This is a genomic window from Lysobacterales bacterium, assembly GCA_014946745.1.
GTDB lineage: Bacteria > Pseudomonadota > Gammaproteobacteria > Xanthomonadales > Xanthomonadaceae > Aquimonas.
This window is the reverse complement of record JADCRD010000001.1, coordinates 427,502-447,236: the sequence shown is the minus strand read 5'-3', so window position 1 is coordinate 447,236 and position 19,735 is coordinate 427,502. Positions and strand designations below refer to the sequence as shown.

The following is a 19,735-nucleotide window of genomic DNA, read 5'->3' as shown; positions in this document are numbered from 1 at the left end:
ACAAACGCCGGAGCAAGCTCCGGCGTTCATGTGGTGCAGTACAGGTTGCCGATCAGTTGTTGAAGACGATCCGCAGCGTTTGCTGCGCATTGAGGGGTGGCGAGCCGGTGTCCGCGACAGTAATCGTGCAAATCACTTCGACCGCGGGGTTCGGGGCTGGGTCGAAGTTGGCTTTGCGATAGGTGAAACCCAGCGCGAAAGGCTGACCAACCGCCTGTGGCGTGGCTGGCGTGATGCTCGGGGCCACCTCGAAAGGATTGACCCCAGTCGAGTGCGGCGCGCAGCTCACACTCGCCTGCAGCTGCTGCGACGGGGACTCGGGCTGCACGCCAAGGGAGCGGTTGATCAGGAAGTTGGGGAAGGTCAGCGAACACACGTCCTGGCTGGGGCAGTTCGACCCACGCACGACGTTCGGCGAATCAATCGGCTGGCCAGCCGCATCGCGCGGCAAGCCGCCGGTGGGCGACATGCGAATCTCCTGCGTGAAAAGTGCGAAGCTCGGCGGCGAATTCACATCCGCCACGTTCACCACGATCGTGAGGTCGCGCGTGCCCAGGCGGCTGTCGGTCGAGCGCAGCACCACCGTCGAGCTGCCGAGCTGATCGGTGGCGGCGGCAAAGCGCAGCGTCCAGGTGTTCGGCGCAGAACCGGGCGTCAGCATGCCGGCGCTGGGCAGCAGGGTAGTGTTGGAATTGCTCTGCAGCACCAAGCCGGTAATGGCATCGCCTTCGGGGTCGCTGAGCGTGCAGGTGTATTCGACCGGGGACGGGTTCTCAAGAAGATTCAGCGGGCTGGAAAGACCCGCACAGGCGATCTCGGGGCCCTGGTTGGGCACCAGCTCAAGGACCAGCGGCGCACTGTTGTCAGTCGACACGCGGTCGCCGCCACCGGTGGCGTCTTCCGGGTTGAAGAACACCGCCGCCGCCAGCAGCGTGCGCTGCGGGGGCGCGCCTGAGGTGACCGTGCGGTTCAACACGTAGGTGCGCGACTCGCCGGCCGCCAGCGTGATGCTGGCCTGGTTCAACACGCCCGAGCCGGACGCCGCCCCGCTGCAAGGGCCCGCTGCGGTGGAACAGGTCCAAGTGCCCGCGGTCACCACCGGGGTGAGCAGAGGCGTGGCCGCAGGCACCGGCACGAATTCACGCAGGCGGATGCCGCTCGCCGGCACCGCGCCCGTGTTGGTAATACGGATCCGATAGGCGAAGCTCTGATCGAGAGTGACGTCCAGTTTGCGGATCGCGTTGGCGCCATCGCCAGTCAACAGCTGAAGCGCGATGCTCGCCGAATCGTCGAAGCCGGACGCGAAGATCAGGTCCGGGTTGACGGCGGGCGGTGCCGGCACCGTCGGCGGGTTGGCGATCAGGCTGGTGAAGGGAAACGCGTGGCACTGCAGGGTCGGACCGTAGGTGCCTTCGACCGCATCCGGCACAAAGCGCGCCGGACCCGGGATGTAGTCGACGCGGCGAATGCCGGGCAGATCCTGCACGACAGCGTTGGTATCGGTCACGCGCAGGGTGAGGCGATCGGTTGCGCTGTAGTAGCTCTCGCAGAGCGCAGGCTCGGCCAGGGCGAACTCAGCGCGACGCGGGGTCTGGTTGAGTCGGTAGTTGACGGGGCCGGCAAGCAGCAAGGCGCCTTGACCGCTGAACTGCACGCTGAGTCCCGCCCCCGTGGCGAGCAAGGTGCAGGGCTGACCCGCCTTGACGGGGGCTAGGCTCAAGCCGCTGCCCGTGTCGTAGAGGCCCAAGCCATCCTTCGCGACCTTGGTGGCGCCGGGTGCGCACAGAAGCTCCCCTGCGATGCCCGCGGACGCTTTGCTGTCCTCCGACGTTCGGCCCTCCATCTTGGCAGCGTCGTCGCTTGCCGGTGCCGCAATAGCGACGGTTCCGACGAGGGCTGAGGCCAAGGCGATCGAGAGAGCGCAACGAGGGAAAGGAAAGAAGGTCATGAAGAACTCCGTAAACATAAGTGGGCATAGGGTAAGGGGTTGCCGCTTCGCATTCCATCTCCGGCCATCGGGTCGAGGCGGCCGTTGGAGTGTAGCCCGCTGGCCATGCCCCGCCTGAACCCGCTGTAAACCCAGGCGCCACCGCGCGCCGAGCGGTGCTCCCTTGGACGACATGACTTACTTGCACGCGACGACCGACCTGAACACCATGCCCGCCATGCCCAGCCGGATTCTGCCGCCGTCACGGCTTCGGAGCGGACTGCGCTGGGCGGCATTCCAGCCCCGCAAGCCGAAGCGAGTCCTCGAAATCGTCCCCAGCCACTCCGTGCAGGGACGCGGTCTGAGGACGCAACGCCTCCTGGCTTCCTGGCCTTGGCTGCTGCGGGACGCCGACACCGGCGCTTACCTGGCCGTACTGGATTCGCGTGGCTCCGCCCTGCGCGCACTGCGTCGTCCTTGCCCCGGCACGCTGCAGCTTGGGCAGCCGCCAAACCTCGTGCCGCAGCTGCTGCGGGAACTGGAGATCGACAGAACCCTCGCGACCCGCGGCGGTCAGCGCACTCATCCGGCGCCAGCCGCGCTGGTTCTGGCAGGCCGTGATCGCTACGGCCGAGCGCTGTGGCTGAGTCGTGAAGCCGGACTCGCCTGGAACGCGATGCAGCGCGCCGCCGCACGCGAGGGCATCAAGCTGCAGGCCATTTCGGGCTTTCGAAGCGCCCACTACCAGGCGGCCATCATCCGCCGAAAACGCGCCCGCGGCCTCGCCATCGAAGAGATCCTCAAGGTCAACGCGGCCCCCGGCTTTTCAGAGCATCACAGCGGACGTGCACTGGACATCGGCTGCCCCGGTGAGCCGCCCGCCGAGGAGAGCTTCGAGCGCACGCCCGCCTTCGCATGGCTGCAGGCGAAGGCCGCGCGCTTTGGCTTCCACCTGAGCTATCCGCGCGACAACCCCTACGGAATCGTGTACGAGCCGTGGCATTGGTGCTGGCATCCGCCCGGGTGCGGAAGCCTGCGTCAGCGCAACGGCATCTGAGGCACTTCTGCGGCAGAGTTCTTCGAATCCGCGCAGCCTGGTTCCTCCAAGGCTGCAGTCGAGACATCTCGGTCTCGTTCGACACGCGCGCCGTCGCCCGTGTGTGCGGCGCGCCGCTCGCTGCGCTCACGCAGTCGCCTGCGCCATGCCCGGCGGGCACTCACCCGCCACGCCAACGTGACAAGCGCATGCGCGATCACTCCGCCCAGCAAAGCGTTCACCGCCAGCCCAAGCAGCAGCGGCATGCCCATGGCGCCGAGATAGGCCCAGGTGAGGTTCAGCAGGCCCTGCTCGCCAGAGTGGGCAATGCGCGATTCGATCAGCAAGGGGTCGGGCCAGGCGCCTGCATTCGTGCTTGAGGTGGCCTCGCCCCCCATCAGCAACACCCCGATCAGGTACGCGAGGTAGAAGGTCGCCGGGAGCGTCAGCGGATTGCTGATGAAGGTGCTGGCCATGGCCACCGGCACGTTGCCGCGGAGCAGAATCGCCGTGAAGCCGGCCAGCGGTATCTGCCCGAACGGCAGCAGCAGCCCGAAGAAGATTCCGATCGCGACACCGAGCGCAGTGCCGCGACGCCCCAGGTGCCACAGCCGCGGGTGCTGTATGCCGCGGCCCATCCAGCGTGCCCAGCCCGCGGAACGAATCTTGTCGGGATCCGGCAGCCAGCGTTGCAAGCGCCGCTTCACGGCGACAGGCCTGCGCTAAGTGCGCGAGCGCTTTCGACCAGATGAAGGCACCAGATCATCGACTTCAACGCCTGCAGAAGCGAGTGTCGGCGCTTTCCGCGCGTCAGCGCGGGGGATAGACAGGCGCGCCGTCCACCCACGTTGACTGCACGCGCAGCTCCAGAATGTCGGCGGGCGCCAGATCCTCCAGCGGACGCGAGAGCACCACGAAGTCGGCGCGCTTGCCGGGCTGCAGACTGCCGACCTCGGTGTCAGCAAAGCCTGCGCGCGCAGCATCGAGGGTGAAGCCGCGCAGCGCCTCCATCAGACTCAGTTTCTGGGTCGCGATCCAACCTCCTTCGGGCCAACCGCGCGCATCCTGGCGCGTTGCGGCGGCGTGCAGGCCAAGCACCGGGTCAACCGCCTCAACGGGAAAGTCCGACCCCAGGGCAAGCAGGGCTCCCGACTCCTGCATGCGTCGCCACGCGTAGGCGCCCGCGAGGCGATCCTCACCCAGTCGCGCCTGCGCCCAGCGCATATCGCTGGTGGCGTGGGTGGGCTGCATGGAAGCGATCACGCCCAGCTGGGCGAAACGCGGAATGTCGGACAGCGCCACCACCTGCGCATGCTCGATGCGCCAGCGGTGATCGCTGCCTGCCGCCTCGCCCAGCACGCGCTGCATGCCGTCGAGCACAACCCGGTTGCCGCGATCACCGATCGCATGCGCTGCGACCTGAACGCCGCAGTCGTGGGCCTTGCGCAAGACCTTCTCGAAGGCCAGCGGCTCGGCGAACAGCAGGCCGCGGTTGCCGGGCTCGTCGCTGTAATCGGCGAGCAGGGCAGCACCGCGGCTACCCAGCGCGCCGTCGATATAGAGCTTGACCGTCCGCATCTGCAGTCGACCGGAGGGATGCACGTAGTGCCCCATGGCACACAGCGCATCCAGGGCTTCCGCGTCTCCATTGGCCATCGCGTGAATGCGCAGAGGCAGGCGGCCGCTGTCGGCGAAGCGGCGGTACAGGGCGAGCTGCTGGAGGGACACTCCGGCATCGTGCACACCCGTCAGGCCGAACTTGACGGCTTCGGCCAGCGCACGCTCGAAGGCCAGCGCATCGACCTCGGCGGACGGAGCGGGGATAGCCTCGACGACGAACTGTTCAGCGCTGTCGATAAGCACGCCAGTCGGCTCACCCTTCGAGTCACGCAGGATGCGCCCACCCTCGGGCTGCCACTCGCCGGCCAGATCGCGCTTGGAGACTGCCAGCGCAAGGGAGTTGCCCCAGCCGGCGTGACCGTCAACGCGTTCCAGCCACACGGGACGATCCGGAAAATGCGCATCGAGATCTGCGGCAGTGGGGAACTCCGCCTCAGGCCAGAGCGTCTGGTCCCAGCCGCGGCCGAGCAACCATGCGCCCTTCGGCAGATCGCGCGCATGCGCCTTGAGGCGCTCCATGATCTCCGCCTTGCTGTTTGCCCCCGCAAGATTGGCGCGCAGCAGCGCATGGCCAAGATTCATCAGGTGGCCGTGAGCGTCGATGAGGCCGGGCACAACCGTCTGCCCGCCAAGGTCGATCTCACGTGCACCCGCGAACTGTTCTCGCAACGCTTCGCTGTCGCCCAGCGCAAGCAAGCGTCCCTGGTCATCCCAGGCCATCGCTTCGACCAGTGGATGGTCCGTATCGAGGGTATGGATACGCGCATCGACCAGCAGGGTGGTTTCAGCGGACGCCACAGCAGCTGTGACGAGACCCAGCAGAACGAGGGAGGCACGAGGCGGCATGCGGCGGTCTCGGTAATCGCGGTAGCAACCACTGTGCCGCAGCCCCTGAAAAGCAACAAGCCGCGCTTTGCAGCGCGGCTTGTTGCTTGAAGCGTCAAGTGGAATCAGTAAGGCACAGGCCGCACATCGATCTCGACCTGGATGCGGTCACCAGGATGGAAGTCGGTGCGTGTCCAGTGGGTGCGCCCACGATAGCGATAGGCCACGTCGTAGCCGACCACGCGATCCTCACGCCGGTAGTCGGTCACCACGCGACAGCGATCTTCGTAGCGTGTGTACTCGCGCCCCTCGATGTAGCCGCCGCGATGGCGCTGCGAGTCGCGCACGGCGGCATAGCCGAGCGCGGCACCCGCGAGGGTCGCCGCATCGCGGCCGCTGCCGCTGCCGAACTGATTGCCGATCGCGCCTCCGATGATGCCGCCCAGGATGGCCGGAGCGCGATCGCGCGAACCACCGCGGTAACGATCGGGCTCGCGATAGGTCACGGGTTCGCTCCAGCACTGCTCGCTGCGCACTGGCTCGCGATAGCTCTCGATGATCGGCCGCACCTCAACCACGCGGGCATAGTCATAGGCTGGGCCGTAGCCACCGCCGTCCGCCGAGGCCGCGCCCGCGCCCGCGCAAACCAGCGCGAACGCTGCGGTGACGAGTGAGAAAGAACGCAGGCCTGCACGCTTCATGACGAACTCCACTGCTGTCCAAGACCGGGCCGTCCCGGCGCGATGGACGCTAGGTTCGGGGCACTTAATCGCCTCTGAACTCCCAGGACCGCGTTCAGCGCGGATCGAGCAAGACAAGTCGCGGCTGAATCAAGCGGCGCGCGCTCCGTCGGCGCGCGTCAGCCGAACGCGCACAGCGCCGTATCCGCCGATCGCTCAGCTCCGTCTGACAAAGACAAGGCTGATCAAATCCCTGCTGAGTTTGATCCGTGGTCGCGAGTCAGGCACCTGTCCGGACGCGCTCGCCCGCTCCACGGTGATGCCTTCGCTGCGCTCGATCACACTGGCTCAAGCAATGCGACCTGCGTGGCGCGCGGCAACGCTGAGTTCTTCGGCGTCGACCTAAAGCCCGGCAAGCCATGCGCGGACTCCACGGTAGGCCTCTGACCAGCGCTTGCCGAGTAGGGGAGAAACATGCGAGCCAGGCAGGCGCAGATGCGCGGTTTGCCAGCGCTCGACCATGACCTCCAAGGCACCCGCATCGATGTCTTGATCGTCATCAGAGTGAACCACGAGCACGGGGCAATCGGGGCGTTCCACTGCGATCCCCGCTCGCGCCTCCGCCAGCAATCCTCGGGAGAAGTCGGTCCAGCGCCGGAACGCAAGCAACGACTCAGAGGCCTCCAGTTCAGGCAACGCGGCCCGCGTGCCGGCGGGGCACGCAGTCAGTCCCCAGCGGCGCATCGAAGAAGGTGCGGGTTCGGCCCCATCCTTTCGCTGTACGCCGATGCTGTGGAAAGGCGCTGGCGGCAGCGGATTCAGCAGCACCAGGGCCGCCGCCCGCAGGGGCCGCGCCAAGGCACAGGCGAGCAAAGCGCCGAAGCTGGCACCGAGCAGAACTCCCCCGACCACATGCCGGTGCTGCTCAGCCAAGTTGCGAAGCAGCGGACTGATCCGACAGTTCTGTTCAGCAGCCTGACGACTGAAGTCCGCCGCGACAAACTGACCGCCGGCGGCTGACCAGGACCGCGCCCAGCAGGCCCACTCCCAGGCGCCGCCGCCCGCGCCATGCAGCGCCAGGGCAGTGGGCAGCGCGTCATGCGCCGCCGATTGGCATCTGCCAGACTCTGCGCCCCCATGCTGACCCTGCACCTGCTTGATCACGGTCTCTGCCCTGCCTGCATTTGATGACAACTACGTCTGGCTGCTGCACGCGCCGGACGCTGGAGCCATTGTCGTCGACCCGGGTGACGCACAGGTGGTCATCGAAGAAGTCGAGCGCGGACTTGAGCTCGCGGCGATCCTTGTCACTCATCACCATGCCGATCACGTAGGCGGCGTGGTCGAGCTGCAGCGAAGGCTGGGCCTGCCGTGCTTCGCGCCTGCCGATGCTCGTATACGGGGCCAGCTGCGCTGCATCGAAGATGGCGAACTCCTTACCGTTGATGGCTGGCAGGATTCAATCCGAGTGATCGCTACGCCCGGCCACACGCGCTCGCATGTGAGCTATCACATCGACGGCTATGTTTTCTGTGGCGACACCTTGTTCAGCCTTGGCTGCGGGCGGATGTTCGAGGGTGACGCGCAGCAAATGCACCGTTCGCTACAGCGACTGGCCGCGCTGCCGGCTGACACGCTGGTCTGCTGCGCGCACGAGTACAGCGCAGCCAATGCCCGATTCGCGCAGGTCGTCGATCCGAACAACACTGCGCTCCGCGCGCGCGCCCAGTCGATCGCTGCCGCCCGCGAACAGGGGCGTTCGAGCCTTCCCGTGGCGCTGGCCTCCGAGCTCGAATGCAATCCGTTCCTGCGCGTTGATCAGCCCGAAGTCCTTGCGGCTGCCGAAGCGCGATGTGGGCACTCGCTTGACGCGCCAGACCAGGTTTTCGGCGCGCTGCGCCGCTGGAAGGATGAGTTCAGATGATGCGAAGTGGCGGACACAAGCCGACGAGTCGCCCGGCAACTGCGAGGCCTCGCAGCGAGCTGCGGGTCGTGCTCGCACTCTGGATGGCGCTCTGCATGAGCGGCTGTCACGCACCAAAGCGCCCGGCGCTGGCGACGCCGCCGCCTGCCGCGGTGGAGTCAACGCCCGAGTCGATACCGGCTGCTCCACCGCCACCCGAACCGATCGAGAAGCCCGCTCCGCCTCCGCCGGATGTGTTCGAGCGCCTGCGCGCCCGACTGGGATCGGACCACTGCGAGGAGAGCGCACGCCAAGCGCAGTGGATTCGACTGTACGCGCCGCGCCCGGACCGTTTCGGCGCACGCATCGCGCCCATGCTGCCGCTATTCGACTACGTGCTGAGCCAGATCGAAGCCGCAGACCTGCCGGGCGAGTTCGCCCTGATTCCGATCATCGAGAGCAGCTACCGACCGCAGGCTCGCTCCCCGGCGGGTCCGGCCGGAATGTGGCAGTTCACGGCGGATACCGCTCGCCATTTTGGACTCAGGGTCAGCGGCGAGCGCGACGAGCGCCTGTCGGTGGTGGATGCGACCGAAGCCGCCCTCGAACATCTGGCCCAACTGCAGTCACAGCATGGCGATTGGGCGTTGGCGGCGGCCGGCTACAACGCCGGAGCCTTTCGACTCAGCAAGCTGCTCGAACGCTTGGATCAACCGCCGCCCCCCGGCCAGTTGCCCCAGGGACTGGCGCGCGGCACCTACGAGTACGTGGAGAAGCTCAAGGCCTGGGCCTGCATGCTCAGCGAACCCGAGAGGTTCGGCATCCGTCTGCCGGACCCAGACGGTTTCGAACCGCTGACGCGCGTGACCGCGCCGCCACGGCTGCAGCGTCTGGACCTGCTAAGCGAAGCCTCGGGCGTGAATGCTGAACTGCTGCGCAGCCTCAATCCGCTGCTGCGTCCCGCAGCGCCGGCACGCGGGGACAAGGATCTCCTTCTCCCCGAGAATGCCGCGGCCGGCCTGCTTGCCTTCATGGAGCGCGTGAAGTCTGGCGAGGTCTCAGTGCCAGAGCCGCGTGCGCACACCGTGGTTGCAGGCGACACGCTGTCAGCGATTGCTCGTCGACACGGGCTGAGCCTCGCCGATCTTCTGCAGTGGAACGGCCTGAACGCAAAATCGGTGCTTCGAATCGGCCAAGTGCTGCGTCTCGCGCCTGGGTCGGCAGCAGCAGGCGCTGGTGCGCGCTGAAGAACGCGGCGTTCCCGGAAGAGACAGTTCATCCGCGATGCAAACCGAGCCAAGGAAGCTCTGATTTATCGGAGCTTCCGGCGCGCAACGACTGGCGCGCGCGCGGATCGAGCACGTCAGTGCCTGATCTGGGGTGACCGAGCGCGGCGAAGGCGTCGCCGCACAGCGGTCGAACGAGTCCGGGCCCGCAGCGGACTCGCGGCGTCTGAACAACTCCCGGACCGCGTTGTTCAGACGTTCCCTAAGGCGTCGCCGGGCGCGTGCTGTTGCCCGCGTCTTCGCAAGGCATCCAGCGCGCTCGGCAGTACCCCGGCGTACGCGGGCTTCGATACGCAGCGGGCGTGGCCATCACAGCGCTCAGCGTGCACACTTGCGCGCCTGCAGGCGCCAACCGCCTGCATACGCGTGCGTATTCGCCGATGTCGGCGAGCGCCATCCACTGGGCTGGACAATCGGCTTACTGCCGTGTGCGCCGGCATCATCGCAACGCAGGAGGAAGTATGGGATTCATGCAGGGCAAGCGCGCTCTGATCGTCGGTATCGCCAGCCAACGCTCGATCGCCTGGGGCATCGCCGAGGCCATGCACAAACAGGGCGCCGAGCTGGCGTTTACCTATCAGAACGAGAAGCTGCGCTCGCGCGTCGAAGAGGCCGCCGCTGAGTTTGGCGGTGGCCCGGTCTTGCCCTGTGACGTCGCCTCAGATGCCGAGATCGATGCGGTGATGACCGAGCTCGGCCAGCGCTGGGGTCATCTGGACGTCCTGGTTCACTCGGTCGGCTACGCGCCGCGTGAAGCGCTGGACGGCCAGTTTTTGGACAATCTGACGCGCGAGAACTTCCGCATCGCTCACGACATCTCCAGCTATAGCCTGGCCGCCTTGGCCAAGGCCGCGCGCCCGCTGATGCAGGGCCGCAACGGCAGCATTCTGACGCTGAGCTATCTGGGCGCCGAACGCGCGCTCGCGAATTACAACGTGATGGGTCTGGCCAAGGCGAGCCTTGAGGCCTGTGTGCGCTACCTTGCGCTCAATCTCGGCCCGGAGGGCACGCGCGTGAACGCGGTCTCGGCTGGCCCGATCAAGACGCTGGCTGCCTCGGGTGTAGGAAGCTTGCGCAAGATGCTCAGCCACGTCGCCGAACACGCGCCGCTGCGACGAAACGTCACCATCGAGGATGTCGGCAACGTTGGCGCTTTTCTGTGCTCCGACCTCGCAGCTGGCGTCACCGGCGAGGTGACCTATGTCGACTGCGGCTACAACGTTCTGGGCATGACGGGCATCGACGTTTAGGGCAACGCTCAAGAATTCAGCGTTGCCGCGCCCTGTGGAGGACGCTATCGCGGATCCAGTGCGCAGATGCCTGATCCAGCGGAAGCCAGTCCGGCGGCGCCAAGCTCGCGGGCGCGGATCAAGTTCAGGATGGACTTGATCCGTGTTGCACCCCTCGCTTGTCGATAGTCTCCCGTCCCGGGAGTCTTTGGAGTCGGCGGTCCGGCACAGGTCCGTTCCGCCTCCCGACAAAGCCCTCGCCTATGCGCTTGATCTGTCGACTCGGCTCTCCTTAGCCGAGCTGAGGGTCTGGTTTTCGACGGCCAGCCAGGCGAATGCCTATCGCGAGGGCTGTGGCGAGCGGCTCTGTACAGAAACCACGCCATCCTTTCGCGCGGCGGCTCGCGTCGAGCAGCTTTGCGGCGCCCCACGGATTTGCTGCGCAGGCACAGACGCTCGAGCGACAGGCGCCGAGTGCCAGGACCATCGAAGCGCCGAGAAAACAGAAAGGCCCGCATTCGCGGGCCTTTCTGCTTGTCGGTCTCCGGACGACGTGCCTCAGAGGCGGTCTTCGGCGAGCTCGATGGTCGTTCGCTGCCGCAGAGCGGCCGCCAGGGCGCGCGCTTCAGCGTCGCCCAGCGCCTGGCTCACCTGTTCGCGAAGGGCATCGCGCTCGGCCTGAGGCACGGCAGCGGGATCACCCGCCTGCACGCTGGTCAGCTTCACCACAGCGTGGCTGGCTCCCCCGATATCAAACTGACCCCAGGTCGCAGCATCCGCCGAAGGCGCCGGCATCTGGAAGACCTGCTGCAAGAGCGAAGGGTTGACGGTGAAGGCGTTTCGACCGAGTGCGTCGCCGGTCTTCAACTCGATGCTGCGCGCCTCGGCGATCGCTTCGAGCGTGGCCTCGCCTGACTTCAACTGCGCCAGAAGCGCATCGGCCTCGGTTCGCGCCTGCTCAGCCAGACGCGCTTCGCTCACCTCTGCGAGCACGCGGGTGCGCACATCCTCGAAAGCGAGGACTGCAGACGGAACGTGATCGGTCACGCGAAGTGCCACGCGCTGGCCACCAGGCAGCTCGATCATGTCGCTGACCAGCCGATCCTCGAGCACGGTCGGGGAGAACGCCGCTTCCCGCACCTTGGCTTCGTTGCTGATCGCATCTACGCCAGCGCCGCGGGTAAAGGGGCCGGCAGTCTTCAGTTCCACGCCCAGGGCTGCGGCTGTGTCCTCAAGAGCGGTCGGATCCTTCAGCAGCAGTTCCACCATGCGTCCGGCAAGCTCGTCGAGCTGGCGCTCTTTCTCCGCTGCGACGTACTCGGCGCGGAGCTCTTCGCGCACCTCTTCGAAAGGTTTGGCCACTTCAGCACGCACTTCGCGCAGCTGAATGACGTGCCACCCTTCCGCGGACTTCACGGGCTCGCTCAGGGTGCCCGCGCTCAGCGCGAAAAGCGCTTCCTCGAATGCGGGATCAGTGAAGCCGCGCTCAAGCCACCCCAGGTCGCCACCGGAGCCGCGCGAACCTGGATCCTCGGACAGTTCGGTGGCCAAGGCTGCAAAGTCAGCACCCTCTGCGCGGGCACGAGCGAGCGCTGCTTCAGCCTTGGACAGAGCCTCAGCTTCCGTAGCGGCGTCGGCGTTCGCTGGCACGCGGATCAGGATGTGCGAGGCCAGTCGCTGCTCGGGCTCAACGAAGCGGCGCCCTGCTTCGTCGTAAAGAACTCGCAGGTTCTCGTCGCTGACCTCTTCGCTCACGGTGATCGAGGCCGCATCGAGCGCGATGTACTCGACGCTGACTGTCTCCTCGCTGCGATAGCTTTCGAGATTCGCGTCGTAGTGCGCACGAAGCGCGGCGTCATCGGGAGTCTCGGCCAGGGCGGGCGCAGGCAATTCCAGGTAGGCAAAACTGCGCTTCTGATCCCGCAAAGCCAGATAACTGTCCACGTAGGCCGGAGTGACCAGAGCGCTGCGAGTCAGACCCTCGGGCAAGAACGACGCCTCGATCTCGCGCGCAAGGATCTGTTCCAGCCCGGACGCGGTGAGACGTTCGCGCGTCAGCAGATCGCGGTAGAGCTCAGGACTAAACTGGCCGGCGACCTGCAGCGCTGGGATGGCCTTGATCTCATCCTGCAGCCGCTCCGGCGTGACCCTGAGCCCCATTTGCATCGCGGCCGTGCGGTACAAGGCCTCGTCGATCATCTGATCGAGCACCTGACGTCTCGCCTCGGGGGTGTCGACCAGCGAGCGCTGGAATGACTCGCCCATCATCTGCTGGGCGCGCTGCACGTAGCCCTCGAAGCGACGCGTGAAGTCATCCCGGCTGATTTCGATCTCGCCAACCTTGGCGACGTAGTCGGCGATCGACTGGGCGCGATAGTTCTCGATACCCACGAAGGCGAAGGGGATGGCGAGTGCACCGACGATGACGACGGCGACCCAGCCGGTGGTTTTCTCACGCAGTGTCTGCAGCATGCGAATTCGACCGTGCTCGGGTGGCGGGCACGGGACATCCGTACCCGGAAAAAAACAAGGGCGCCACGCGGGCGCCCTTGAAGAGATGGCGGAGTGGACGGGACTCGAACCCGCGACCCCCGGCGTGACAGGCCGGTATTCTAACCGACTGAACTACCACTCCGCGCTAAGCCCAGCATTATGCTGGTCAACTGTACCGCTGTCTACAACTTTTTTTGACAGCGACCGGATACTTTGCTTTGGTGGGTGCTGAGGGTTTCGAACCCCCGACCCTCTCCTTGTAAGGGAGACGCTCTACCGCTGAGCTAAGCACCCGGAAGAGTTCCACAGCTTACACCATCGAGCTGTTCGTGCAAAGCCATCTCAGTGGGGGCGTCGCGCTTTCTCGCTGACCCTGCGTCGGGCCACAGGCTTCGCGACTTTCGTTGGCTTGCGCGCAGCACGCGGCAAAGGGGCCGGCGGCTTGGCAGGTTCCGCAACCGGACGCTCAAGCGCAATGTCCAACACTTCATCGATCCAGCGCACCGGGCGGATGTCGAGGCCTTGCGTCACGTTGGCCGGAATCTCTGCGAGGTCCTTCGCGTTCTCTTCCGGGATGATCACGGTGCGCACGCCGCCCCGCAGAGCGGCAAGGAGCTTTTCCTTGAGCCCGCCGATCGGCAGCACGCGACCGCGAAGGGTGATCTCGCCCGTCATGGCCACATCAGAACGGATCGGCACACGGGTCAACACAGACACCAGCGCAGTACACATGGCGATACCCGCGCTGGGCCCGTCCTTCGGCGTGGCGCCCTCGGGCACGTGCACGTGGATGTCGAGCTTCTGATAGAACTCGGGATCAAGCCCGAGGCGATCAGCGCGCGAACGCACCACACTCTGTGCCGCCTTGATCGACTCTTGCATCACGTCGCCCAGCTGGCCGGTGTGGATCAGATTGCCCTTGCCCGGCACCACCGTCGCTTCGATCTGCAGCAGATCCCCGCCGACCTCGGTCCACGCAAGACCTGTGACCAGACCGATCTCGTTGTCCTTCTCCGCACGCCCGAAATCGAATCGACGCACGCCCAGATAGTCGGCAAGGTTGTCCACGCTGACCTCGACGCCCTGCTTTGCCGGGCGGAGCTTGGGCAGCTTCCTTGCCTTTGCTGCTTTGGCGGGCGCGGCCTTGGCGGGAGTAGGCTGCAGAAGCAGAGCCTTGACCACTTTGCGGCAGATCTTCGAGATCTCGCGCTCCAGATTGCGGACGCCGGACTCGCGCGTGTAATAGCGGATCACGGCGCGCAGGGCTTCGACCTGGATGTCAAGCTCAGAGGGCTTGAGGCCGTTGGCCTTGATCTGCTTCGGCAGCAGGTAGCGCTGGGCGATGCTGAGCTTCTCGTCCTCGGTGTATCCGGGAATGCGGATGACCTCCATGCGATCAAGCAGCGGGCCAGGAATGTTCAGCGAATTCGCGGTAGCAACGAACATCACTTCCGAGAGATCGAAATCGACCTCGAGGTAGTGATCCGCGAATGCGCTGTTCTGCTCGGGGTCCAGGACCTCGAGCAGCGCCGAGCTTGGATCGCCGCGGAAGTCCATGCTCATCTTGTCGATCTCATCGAGCACAAACAGCGGGTTGCGGCTCTTCACCTTGGAGAGATTCTGGATGATGCGACCGGGCATGGAACCGATGTAGGTGCGACGGTGCCCACGGATCTCCGCCTCGTCACGCACGCCGCCCAGGCTCATGCGAACGAACTTGCGGTTGGTCGCCTTTGCGATCGATTGACCCAAAGAGGTCTTGCCAACGCCAGGCGGGCCGACCAGGCAGAGGATAGGGGCCTTCATGGTGCGCACGCGCTGCTGCACCGCGAGGTATTCGAGAATGCGCTCCTTGACCTTCTCAAGGCCGTAGTGGTCTGCGTCGAGCACCTGCTGAGCACTGCGCAGGTCGCGGCGCACGCGGGTACGAAGCTTCCAGGGGGCCCCCACCATCCAATCGATGTAGTTGCGCACCACCGTCGCTTCAGCAGACATGGGCGACATCTGCTTGAGCTTGTTGAGTTCTGTGCGCGCTTTTGCTTCGACCTCTTTCGGCATCCCAGCCGCGGTGATCTTGCGGGCGATTTCTTCGATCTCGTTCGGCGCATCGTCAAGCTCACCCAGCTCCTTCTGGATGGCCTTCATCTGCTCATTCAGGTAGTACTCGCGCTGGCTCTTCTCCATCTGCGACTTGACCCGACCGCGGATGCGCTTTTCGATCTGCTGGACGTCGATCTCACCTTCGACCAAGCCGATCAGCAGCTCCATCCGCCGGCCGATCTCAAGCGCTTCCAGCAGGTTCTGCTTCTCCGAGAGACGCACCCCCAAATGGGCAGCGACGGTATCGGCCAGCCTGCAGGTGTCGTCGATTCCGCCCAGGGTTGAAAGCAGCTCCGGCGGAATCTTGCGGTTCGACTTCACGTACTGCTCGAACAGCGAGAGAAGCGACTGCTGAATCACGCCAAGCTCGCGGGCATCGCGGTCGCGAATCGAGTCGACCACATCGGCGCGCGCGTAGAGCGCGCCCTCGCGCTGTTCGACGCGATCAACGCGAGCGCGTGCGACACCTTCAACCAGCACCTTGACCGTGCCATCCGGCAGCTTGAGCAGTTGCAGCACATGCGCGAGCGTTCCCATGCCGTACAGATCCACAGGCATGGGATCGTCGATATCCGCCGCCTTCTGCGCCACCAGCAGGATCTGCTTGTCGCTCGCCATGGCGGCTTCCAACGCCAGCATCGACTTCTCGCGGCCGACGAATAGCGGGATGACCATATGCGGATAAACCACGACATCGCGCAGCGGCAGCACCGGCAGCTCTACGCACGCAGGGAAAGGGGCATCGCTCATGGAGTTCTCCTTTGGACGGCCGCCGGCGACAGCGCACGCGGCCCATTGCACTGACACATGCGGGCGAAGCGGCGCCTTGCAAGGGCATTGCCGCTTCGAGGCGCCGCACTACGCCGACAGCATGCAAGAAGCCGACCCGAGCTGCCTGAACCAGCGCACGCGCGGCCGTGGTGACGTCGAAAGCTCATGCGCCAGAGACGAAAAGGCCCCCGCGGCAGCGACGCGGGGGCCTCAACGGACAGCTGAACAGCGAGCACTTACTCCGACACGGCCTTCGCGGGCGGAGGCGCCGAGTTTTCGTAGATGATGAACGGCTCGGACTGGCTGTTGATGACGCCCTCATCCACAACGACCTTGCTGACGTTGTCCATGGACGGAAGCTCGAACATGGTATCCAACAGCACTTGCTCTAGGATCGTGCGCAGTCCGCGAGCGCCAGTCTTGCGCGCCAGCGCCTTACGGGCCACGGCAGTGAGCGCTTCGGGGCGGAACTCGAGATCCACGCCTTCGAGCTCGAACAGTCGCTTGAACTGCTTGGTGATGGCGTTCTTGGGCTCGGTCAGGATCCTTACTAGGGCGGCCTCGTCGAGCTCTTCAAGCGTGGCGAGCACGGGCAGTCGACCAACAAACTCGGGGATAAGGCCGAACTTGATGAGATCCTCGGGCTCGACGTCCGCGAGCAGGCGGCCCACGTTAGGCTTCTGGTCCTTGCTGCGCACGTTCGCACCGAAACCGATGCCAGAGTTGTCCAGCGAACGCTGCTGGATGACCTTCTCCAGCCCGGCGAATGCACCGCCGCAAATAAACAGGATGTTGCGGGTATCGACCTGCAGAAACTCTTGCTGCGGGTGCTTGCGGCCGCCCTGCGGCGGCACCGAGGCCACGGTACCCTCGATGAGCTTCAGCAAGGCTTGCTGGACGCCCTCGCCGGAGACATCGCGGGTGATCGAGGGGTTCTCGCTCTTGCGTGAGATCTTGTCGATCTCATCGATGTAGACGATTCCGGTCTGCGCCTTCTCGACATCGTAGTCGCACTTCTGCAGCAACTTTTGGATGATGTTCTCGACGTCCTCACCCACGTAGCCGGCCTCGGTGAGCGTCGTAGCGTCGGCGATCGTGAAAGGCACGTTGAGCAAACGTGCCAAGGTCTCGGCGAGAAGCGTCTTGCCCGACCCGGTCGGGCCGATCAACAGGATATTGGACTTCGAAAGCTCGACCTCGTCATTGCGAGAGCGACTTTCGACGCGCTTGTAGTGGTTGTACACCGCCACAGCCAAGGTGCGCTTGGCACGCGACTGCCCCACCACATACTGGTCGAGCGCTTCCATGATCTCGCGCGGCTTGGGCAGGTGGCTGCGGGTCGCAGCGCCCTTCTCTTCCAACTCTTCGCGGATGATGTCGTTGCACAGCTCCACGCATTCATCGCAGATGAACACGCTGGGGCCGGCGATCAGCTTGCGCACTTCGTGCTGGCTCTTGCCGCAGAAGGAGCAGTACAGAATTTTGCCGCCTTCGCCTGCCCTGCCCTGTCGCTCGTCGCTCATTCGTCTTCGTCCCGATGGACCTGTGAGATGCAGCGGAGGCCTTGGAGCCTCCCGGTGGCGCCCATCGATGCGCCCCGAAATGCAGCATTTTCAATGTCTTGACAAGGAGGACGCGCACTGCGCGAGCGCGCCGCCTTGAGCTACGCCGGAGGATAGCACAGCCCCCCCGGAACGCCCCGGACGCGGGCCACGCTAGAGGCGCCTACGCCATTCCCCGGCCTCAGCCCGCCTTGACGGTCTCTTCCGAGCGTCGCTCAAGCACGGCATCGATCAAGCCGTAGTCACGCGCCTGCGTGGCCGACAGGAAATTGTCGCGATCGGTATCGCGGGCGATCTGCTCCACCGGCTGGCCGGTGTGCTGAGCGAGGATATTGTTCAAACGATCACGGATCGTGAGGATCTCGCGGGTATGGATCTCGATGTCGCTGGCCTGGCCTTGGTAGCCGCCCAGCGGCTGGTGAATCATCACCCGCGAGTGCGGCAGAGCGTAGCGCTTGCCCGCCTTGCCTGACGCAAGCAGCAGAGCACCCATGCTGGCCGCTTGGCCGATGCACATGGTGCTTACGTCGGGCTTGATGTACTGCATGGTGTCGTAGATGGCCATGCCAGCCGTGACGACGCCGCCCGGGCTGTTGATGTAGAGGTGGATGTCCTTGTCCGGGTTCTCGGACTCAAGGAACAGCAGCTGGGCGACCACCACGTTGGCCATGTGGTCGTCGATCGGACCGACCAGGAAAATCACGCGCTCCTTCAGAAGGCGACTGTAGATGTCGTAGGCGCGCTCGCCGCGGCTGGTCTGCTCGACCACCATCGGCACCAGATTGAGATTGGTGATGCTCATGGGTTGCGTCCTCGTATGTGGCGCAGGCGATGAAGGGATGAGTGAGCGTAGCCGAAAACGAAACGGCCGCCTGCGAAGCATGGCGGCCGTTGCAGTCGCTAGCCCGCGGGCGATCAGGCCGCCATCGGGCGCATCACGTCCTGGAAGTCCAGCGTCTGCTCGGTGAGCTCGGCGTGATCGGCAATCCAGTCGATCACTTGATCCTCAATGACGCGGCTCTGCAAGCCCTGCATCAGCTGGGGTTCGCGACGATAAAGTTCAACCACCTCGCTCGGATCCTCGTAGGTCGAGGCGATCAGATTCAGGGTCTCGCTCAGGCGGCGAGCGTCAAGCCGGATTTCGTTCTGGCGAGCCAACTCCCCCAACAGCAGGGCTGCGGCGACGCGGCGCTTGGCGCTGTCTACGAAAAGCGCCGGATCCGCCTTCGCGCCAGGGTTGCCTTGCTGCGCTGCCTGCTGTTCTGCCTGACGCGCCAGCGCCTGGGCTTCCGATTCGATCATGCGCGAGGGCATCTCGAGATCGGCGTGGGCAGCGAGCAGCTTCTCAACCACCTGCGTCTTGAGGCGTGCCATCAGTGCGCCCTTGAGCTCACGCTCCAGGTTGGCACGCACTTCGCGGCGGAAGCTGTCCACATCCGCTTCCGCCACCCCAAAGCTGCGGATGAATTCGGCGTCGACTTCAGGCAGCTTGGGCTCAGAAACACGAATGATCTTGGCGTTGATCTTTGCCGTCTTGCCTGCCAGAGCAGTGGCTCGGTAATCGGCGGGGAACTCGACTTCGAACTCTGCTTCCTGGCCGGCGGCAAACCCGATCAGCCTGTCTTCCAGCGCCGGCAGAATCGCACCCGACCCGATGATCGTGCCCGCGCGCTCCACGCCCTCGGCGGGCACGCGGCCGGCGTCGGTCGCGGCGCTCGACTCGAACATGACCATGTCACCAGCCAGGGCGGCCCGCTCCACGGGTGTCCAGGTGCGGCGCTGCAGGCGCAGGGTCTCGATCATCCGGTCGACATCCGCTTCTTCGACGCTGGATACCGGCTTCTCGATCTTCAGCCCCGAGACGTCGATGCTGCCGATCTCGGGCATGACCTCGAAGGTCGCGATGAAGGCCACTTCGCCGTCCTCTCCGGTCGACGTCGCTTCGATGTTCGGTGCAACCGCAGGACGCAGCTTCTCCTGCTCGATGGCTTCCGAGAAGCCGCGACGGATGACTTCTCCCAAGGCCTCAGCGCGAACCTGCGCGCCGAAACGCTGCTCGATCACCTTCGCCGGCACCTTGCCCGGACGAAACCCCGCCAGACGCACGGTGCGCCCGAGCTCGCGCAGACGGGTGGAAACCTGCGACTGCAGCCCCTCCGCTGGAAGGCGGACGGTGAGCTTGCGTTCGAGCTTGCCGACGTTTTCAACCGAGACTTGCATGACGACTCCTGAAATGGACAAGGGCAGCCGGCGCGCCGGATTCGCTTCCGGTGACGCTTGGCCGCCCGCTCTCAACCATGTGA

Annotated in this window: 14 protein-coding genes and 2 tRNA genes; 4 read left to right on the top strand and 12 right to left on the bottom strand. The window is 65.3% G+C overall.

Annotated features, from left to right (window positions below; all coding sequences use genetic code 11):
* Positions 1 to 52: 52 nt before the first annotated feature.
* A complete protein-coding gene (locus H4O13_01840; protein MBE5314122.1) occupies positions 53 to 1,948 on the bottom strand; it encodes a hypothetical protein in 1,896 nt (631 codons plus the stop codon).
* A 208-nt stretch (positions 1,949 to 2,156) separates the two neighbouring features.
* Here H4O13_01840 and H4O13_01835 point away from each other — a divergent pair, with 208 nt between their 5' ends.
* On the top strand, positions 2,157 to 2,984 hold the full coding sequence (locus H4O13_01835; GenBank protein ID MBE5314121.1) for a D-alanyl-D-alanine carboxypeptidase family protein: 828 nt from the start codon (positions 2,157 to 2,159) through the stop codon (positions 2,982 to 2,984).
* Here H4O13_01835 and H4O13_01830 read toward each other — a convergent pair.
* The 4 genes from H4O13_01830 to H4O13_01815 all read right to left on the bottom strand — a co-directional run bounded on the left by H4O13_01830 (position 2,966) and on the right by H4O13_01815 (position 7,252).
* The gene (locus H4O13_01830; protein MBE5314120.1) at positions 2,966 to 3,658 is read right to left on the bottom strand and encodes a DUF2062 domain-containing protein; all 693 of its coding nucleotides are present in this window, start codon (positions 3,656 to 3,658) and stop codon (positions 2,966 to 2,968) included. The genes H4O13_01835 and H4O13_01830 overlap by 19 nt on opposite strands.
* Before the next feature lie 115 nt (positions 3,659 to 3,773).
* Positions 3,774 to 5,429, bottom strand: coding sequence for an amidohydrolase (locus H4O13_01825; GenBank protein MBE5314119.1), 1,656 nt, complete (start codon positions 5,427 to 5,429; stop codon positions 3,774 to 3,776).
* A gap of 104 nt (positions 5,430 to 5,533) precedes the next feature.
* Entirely contained in the window at positions 5,534 to 6,109 is a 576-nt protein-coding gene (locus H4O13_01820; protein ID MBE5314118.1) for a glycine zipper 2TM domain-containing protein, read from the bottom strand.
* Between the two features lie 381 nt (positions 6,110 to 6,490).
* The gene (locus H4O13_01815) at positions 6,491 to 7,252 is read right to left on the bottom strand and encodes an alpha/beta fold hydrolase (GenBank protein ID MBE5314117.1); all 762 of its coding nucleotides are present in this window, start codon (positions 7,250 to 7,252) and stop codon (positions 6,491 to 6,493) included.
* Between H4O13_01815 and gloB the strand changes: the two genes are divergently transcribed.
* The 3 genes from gloB to H4O13_01800 all read left to right on the top strand — a co-directional run bounded on the left by gloB (position 7,248) and on the right by H4O13_01800 (position 10,527).
* The gene (gloB, locus tag H4O13_01810) at positions 7,248 to 8,012 is read left to right on the top strand and encodes a hydroxyacylglutathione hydrolase (GenBank protein MBE5314116.1); all 765 of its coding nucleotides are present in this window, start codon (positions 7,248 to 7,250) and stop codon (positions 8,010 to 8,012) included. The two genes, H4O13_01815 and gloB, sit on opposite strands and share 5 nt — an antisense overlap.
* 95 nt (positions 8,013 to 8,107) lie before the next feature.
* The gene (locus tag H4O13_01805) at positions 8,108 to 9,238 is read left to right on the top strand and encodes a transglycosylase SLT domain-containing protein (GenBank protein MBE5314115.1); all 1,131 of its coding nucleotides are present in this window, start codon (positions 8,108 to 8,110) and stop codon (positions 9,236 to 9,238) included.
* A gap of 500 nt (positions 9,239 to 9,738) precedes the next feature.
* Positions 9,739 to 10,527 carry an enoyl-ACP reductase gene (locus H4O13_01800; protein MBE5314114.1) on the top strand — a complete coding sequence of 263 codons (789 nt, stop codon included), beginning with the start codon at positions 9,739 to 9,741 and terminating at the stop codon, positions 10,525 to 10,527.
* A 537-nt stretch (positions 10,528 to 11,064) separates the two neighbouring features.
* On the opposite strand, the gene H4O13_01795 is transcribed toward H4O13_01800, so the two are convergent.
* The 7 genes from H4O13_01795 to H4O13_01765 form a co-directional block, all read right to left on the bottom strand.
* Entirely contained in the window at positions 11,065 to 12,978 is a 1,914-nt protein-coding gene (locus H4O13_01795) for a SurA N-terminal domain-containing protein (GenBank protein ID MBE5314113.1), read from the bottom strand.
* 86 nt (positions 12,979 to 13,064) lie between these two features.
* Positions 13,065 to 13,141 (bottom strand) — tRNA-Asp (locus tag H4O13_01790).
* A 77-nt stretch (positions 13,142 to 13,218) separates the two neighbouring features.
* Positions 13,219 to 13,293: transfer RNA gene (locus H4O13_01785), tRNA-Val, on the bottom strand.
* Between the two features lie 48 nt (positions 13,294 to 13,341).
* Positions 13,342 to 15,849 carry an endopeptidase La gene (gene lon, locus H4O13_01780; GenBank protein MBE5314112.1) on the bottom strand — a complete coding sequence of 836 codons (2,508 nt, stop codon included), beginning with the start codon at positions 15,847 to 15,849 and terminating at the stop codon, positions 13,342 to 13,344.
* Between the two features lie 257 nt (positions 15,850 to 16,106).
* The gene (clpX, locus tag H4O13_01775; protein MBE5314111.1) at positions 16,107 to 17,393 is read right to left on the bottom strand and encodes an ATP-dependent Clp protease ATP-binding subunit ClpX; all 1,287 of its coding nucleotides are present in this window, start codon (positions 17,391 to 17,393) and stop codon (positions 16,107 to 16,109) included.
* Positions 17,394 to 17,613: 220 nt separating this feature from the next.
* Positions 17,614 to 18,234 carry an ATP-dependent Clp endopeptidase proteolytic subunit ClpP gene (clpP, locus tag H4O13_01770; GenBank protein MBE5314110.1) on the bottom strand — a complete coding sequence of 207 codons (621 nt, stop codon included), beginning with the start codon at positions 18,232 to 18,234 and terminating at the stop codon, positions 17,614 to 17,616.
* A gap of 113 nt (positions 18,235 to 18,347) precedes the next feature.
* Entirely contained in the window at positions 18,348 to 19,652 is a 1,305-nt protein-coding gene (locus H4O13_01765) for a trigger factor (protein MBE5314109.1), read from the bottom strand.
* Between the last annotated feature and the right edge of the window lie 83 nt (positions 19,653 to 19,735).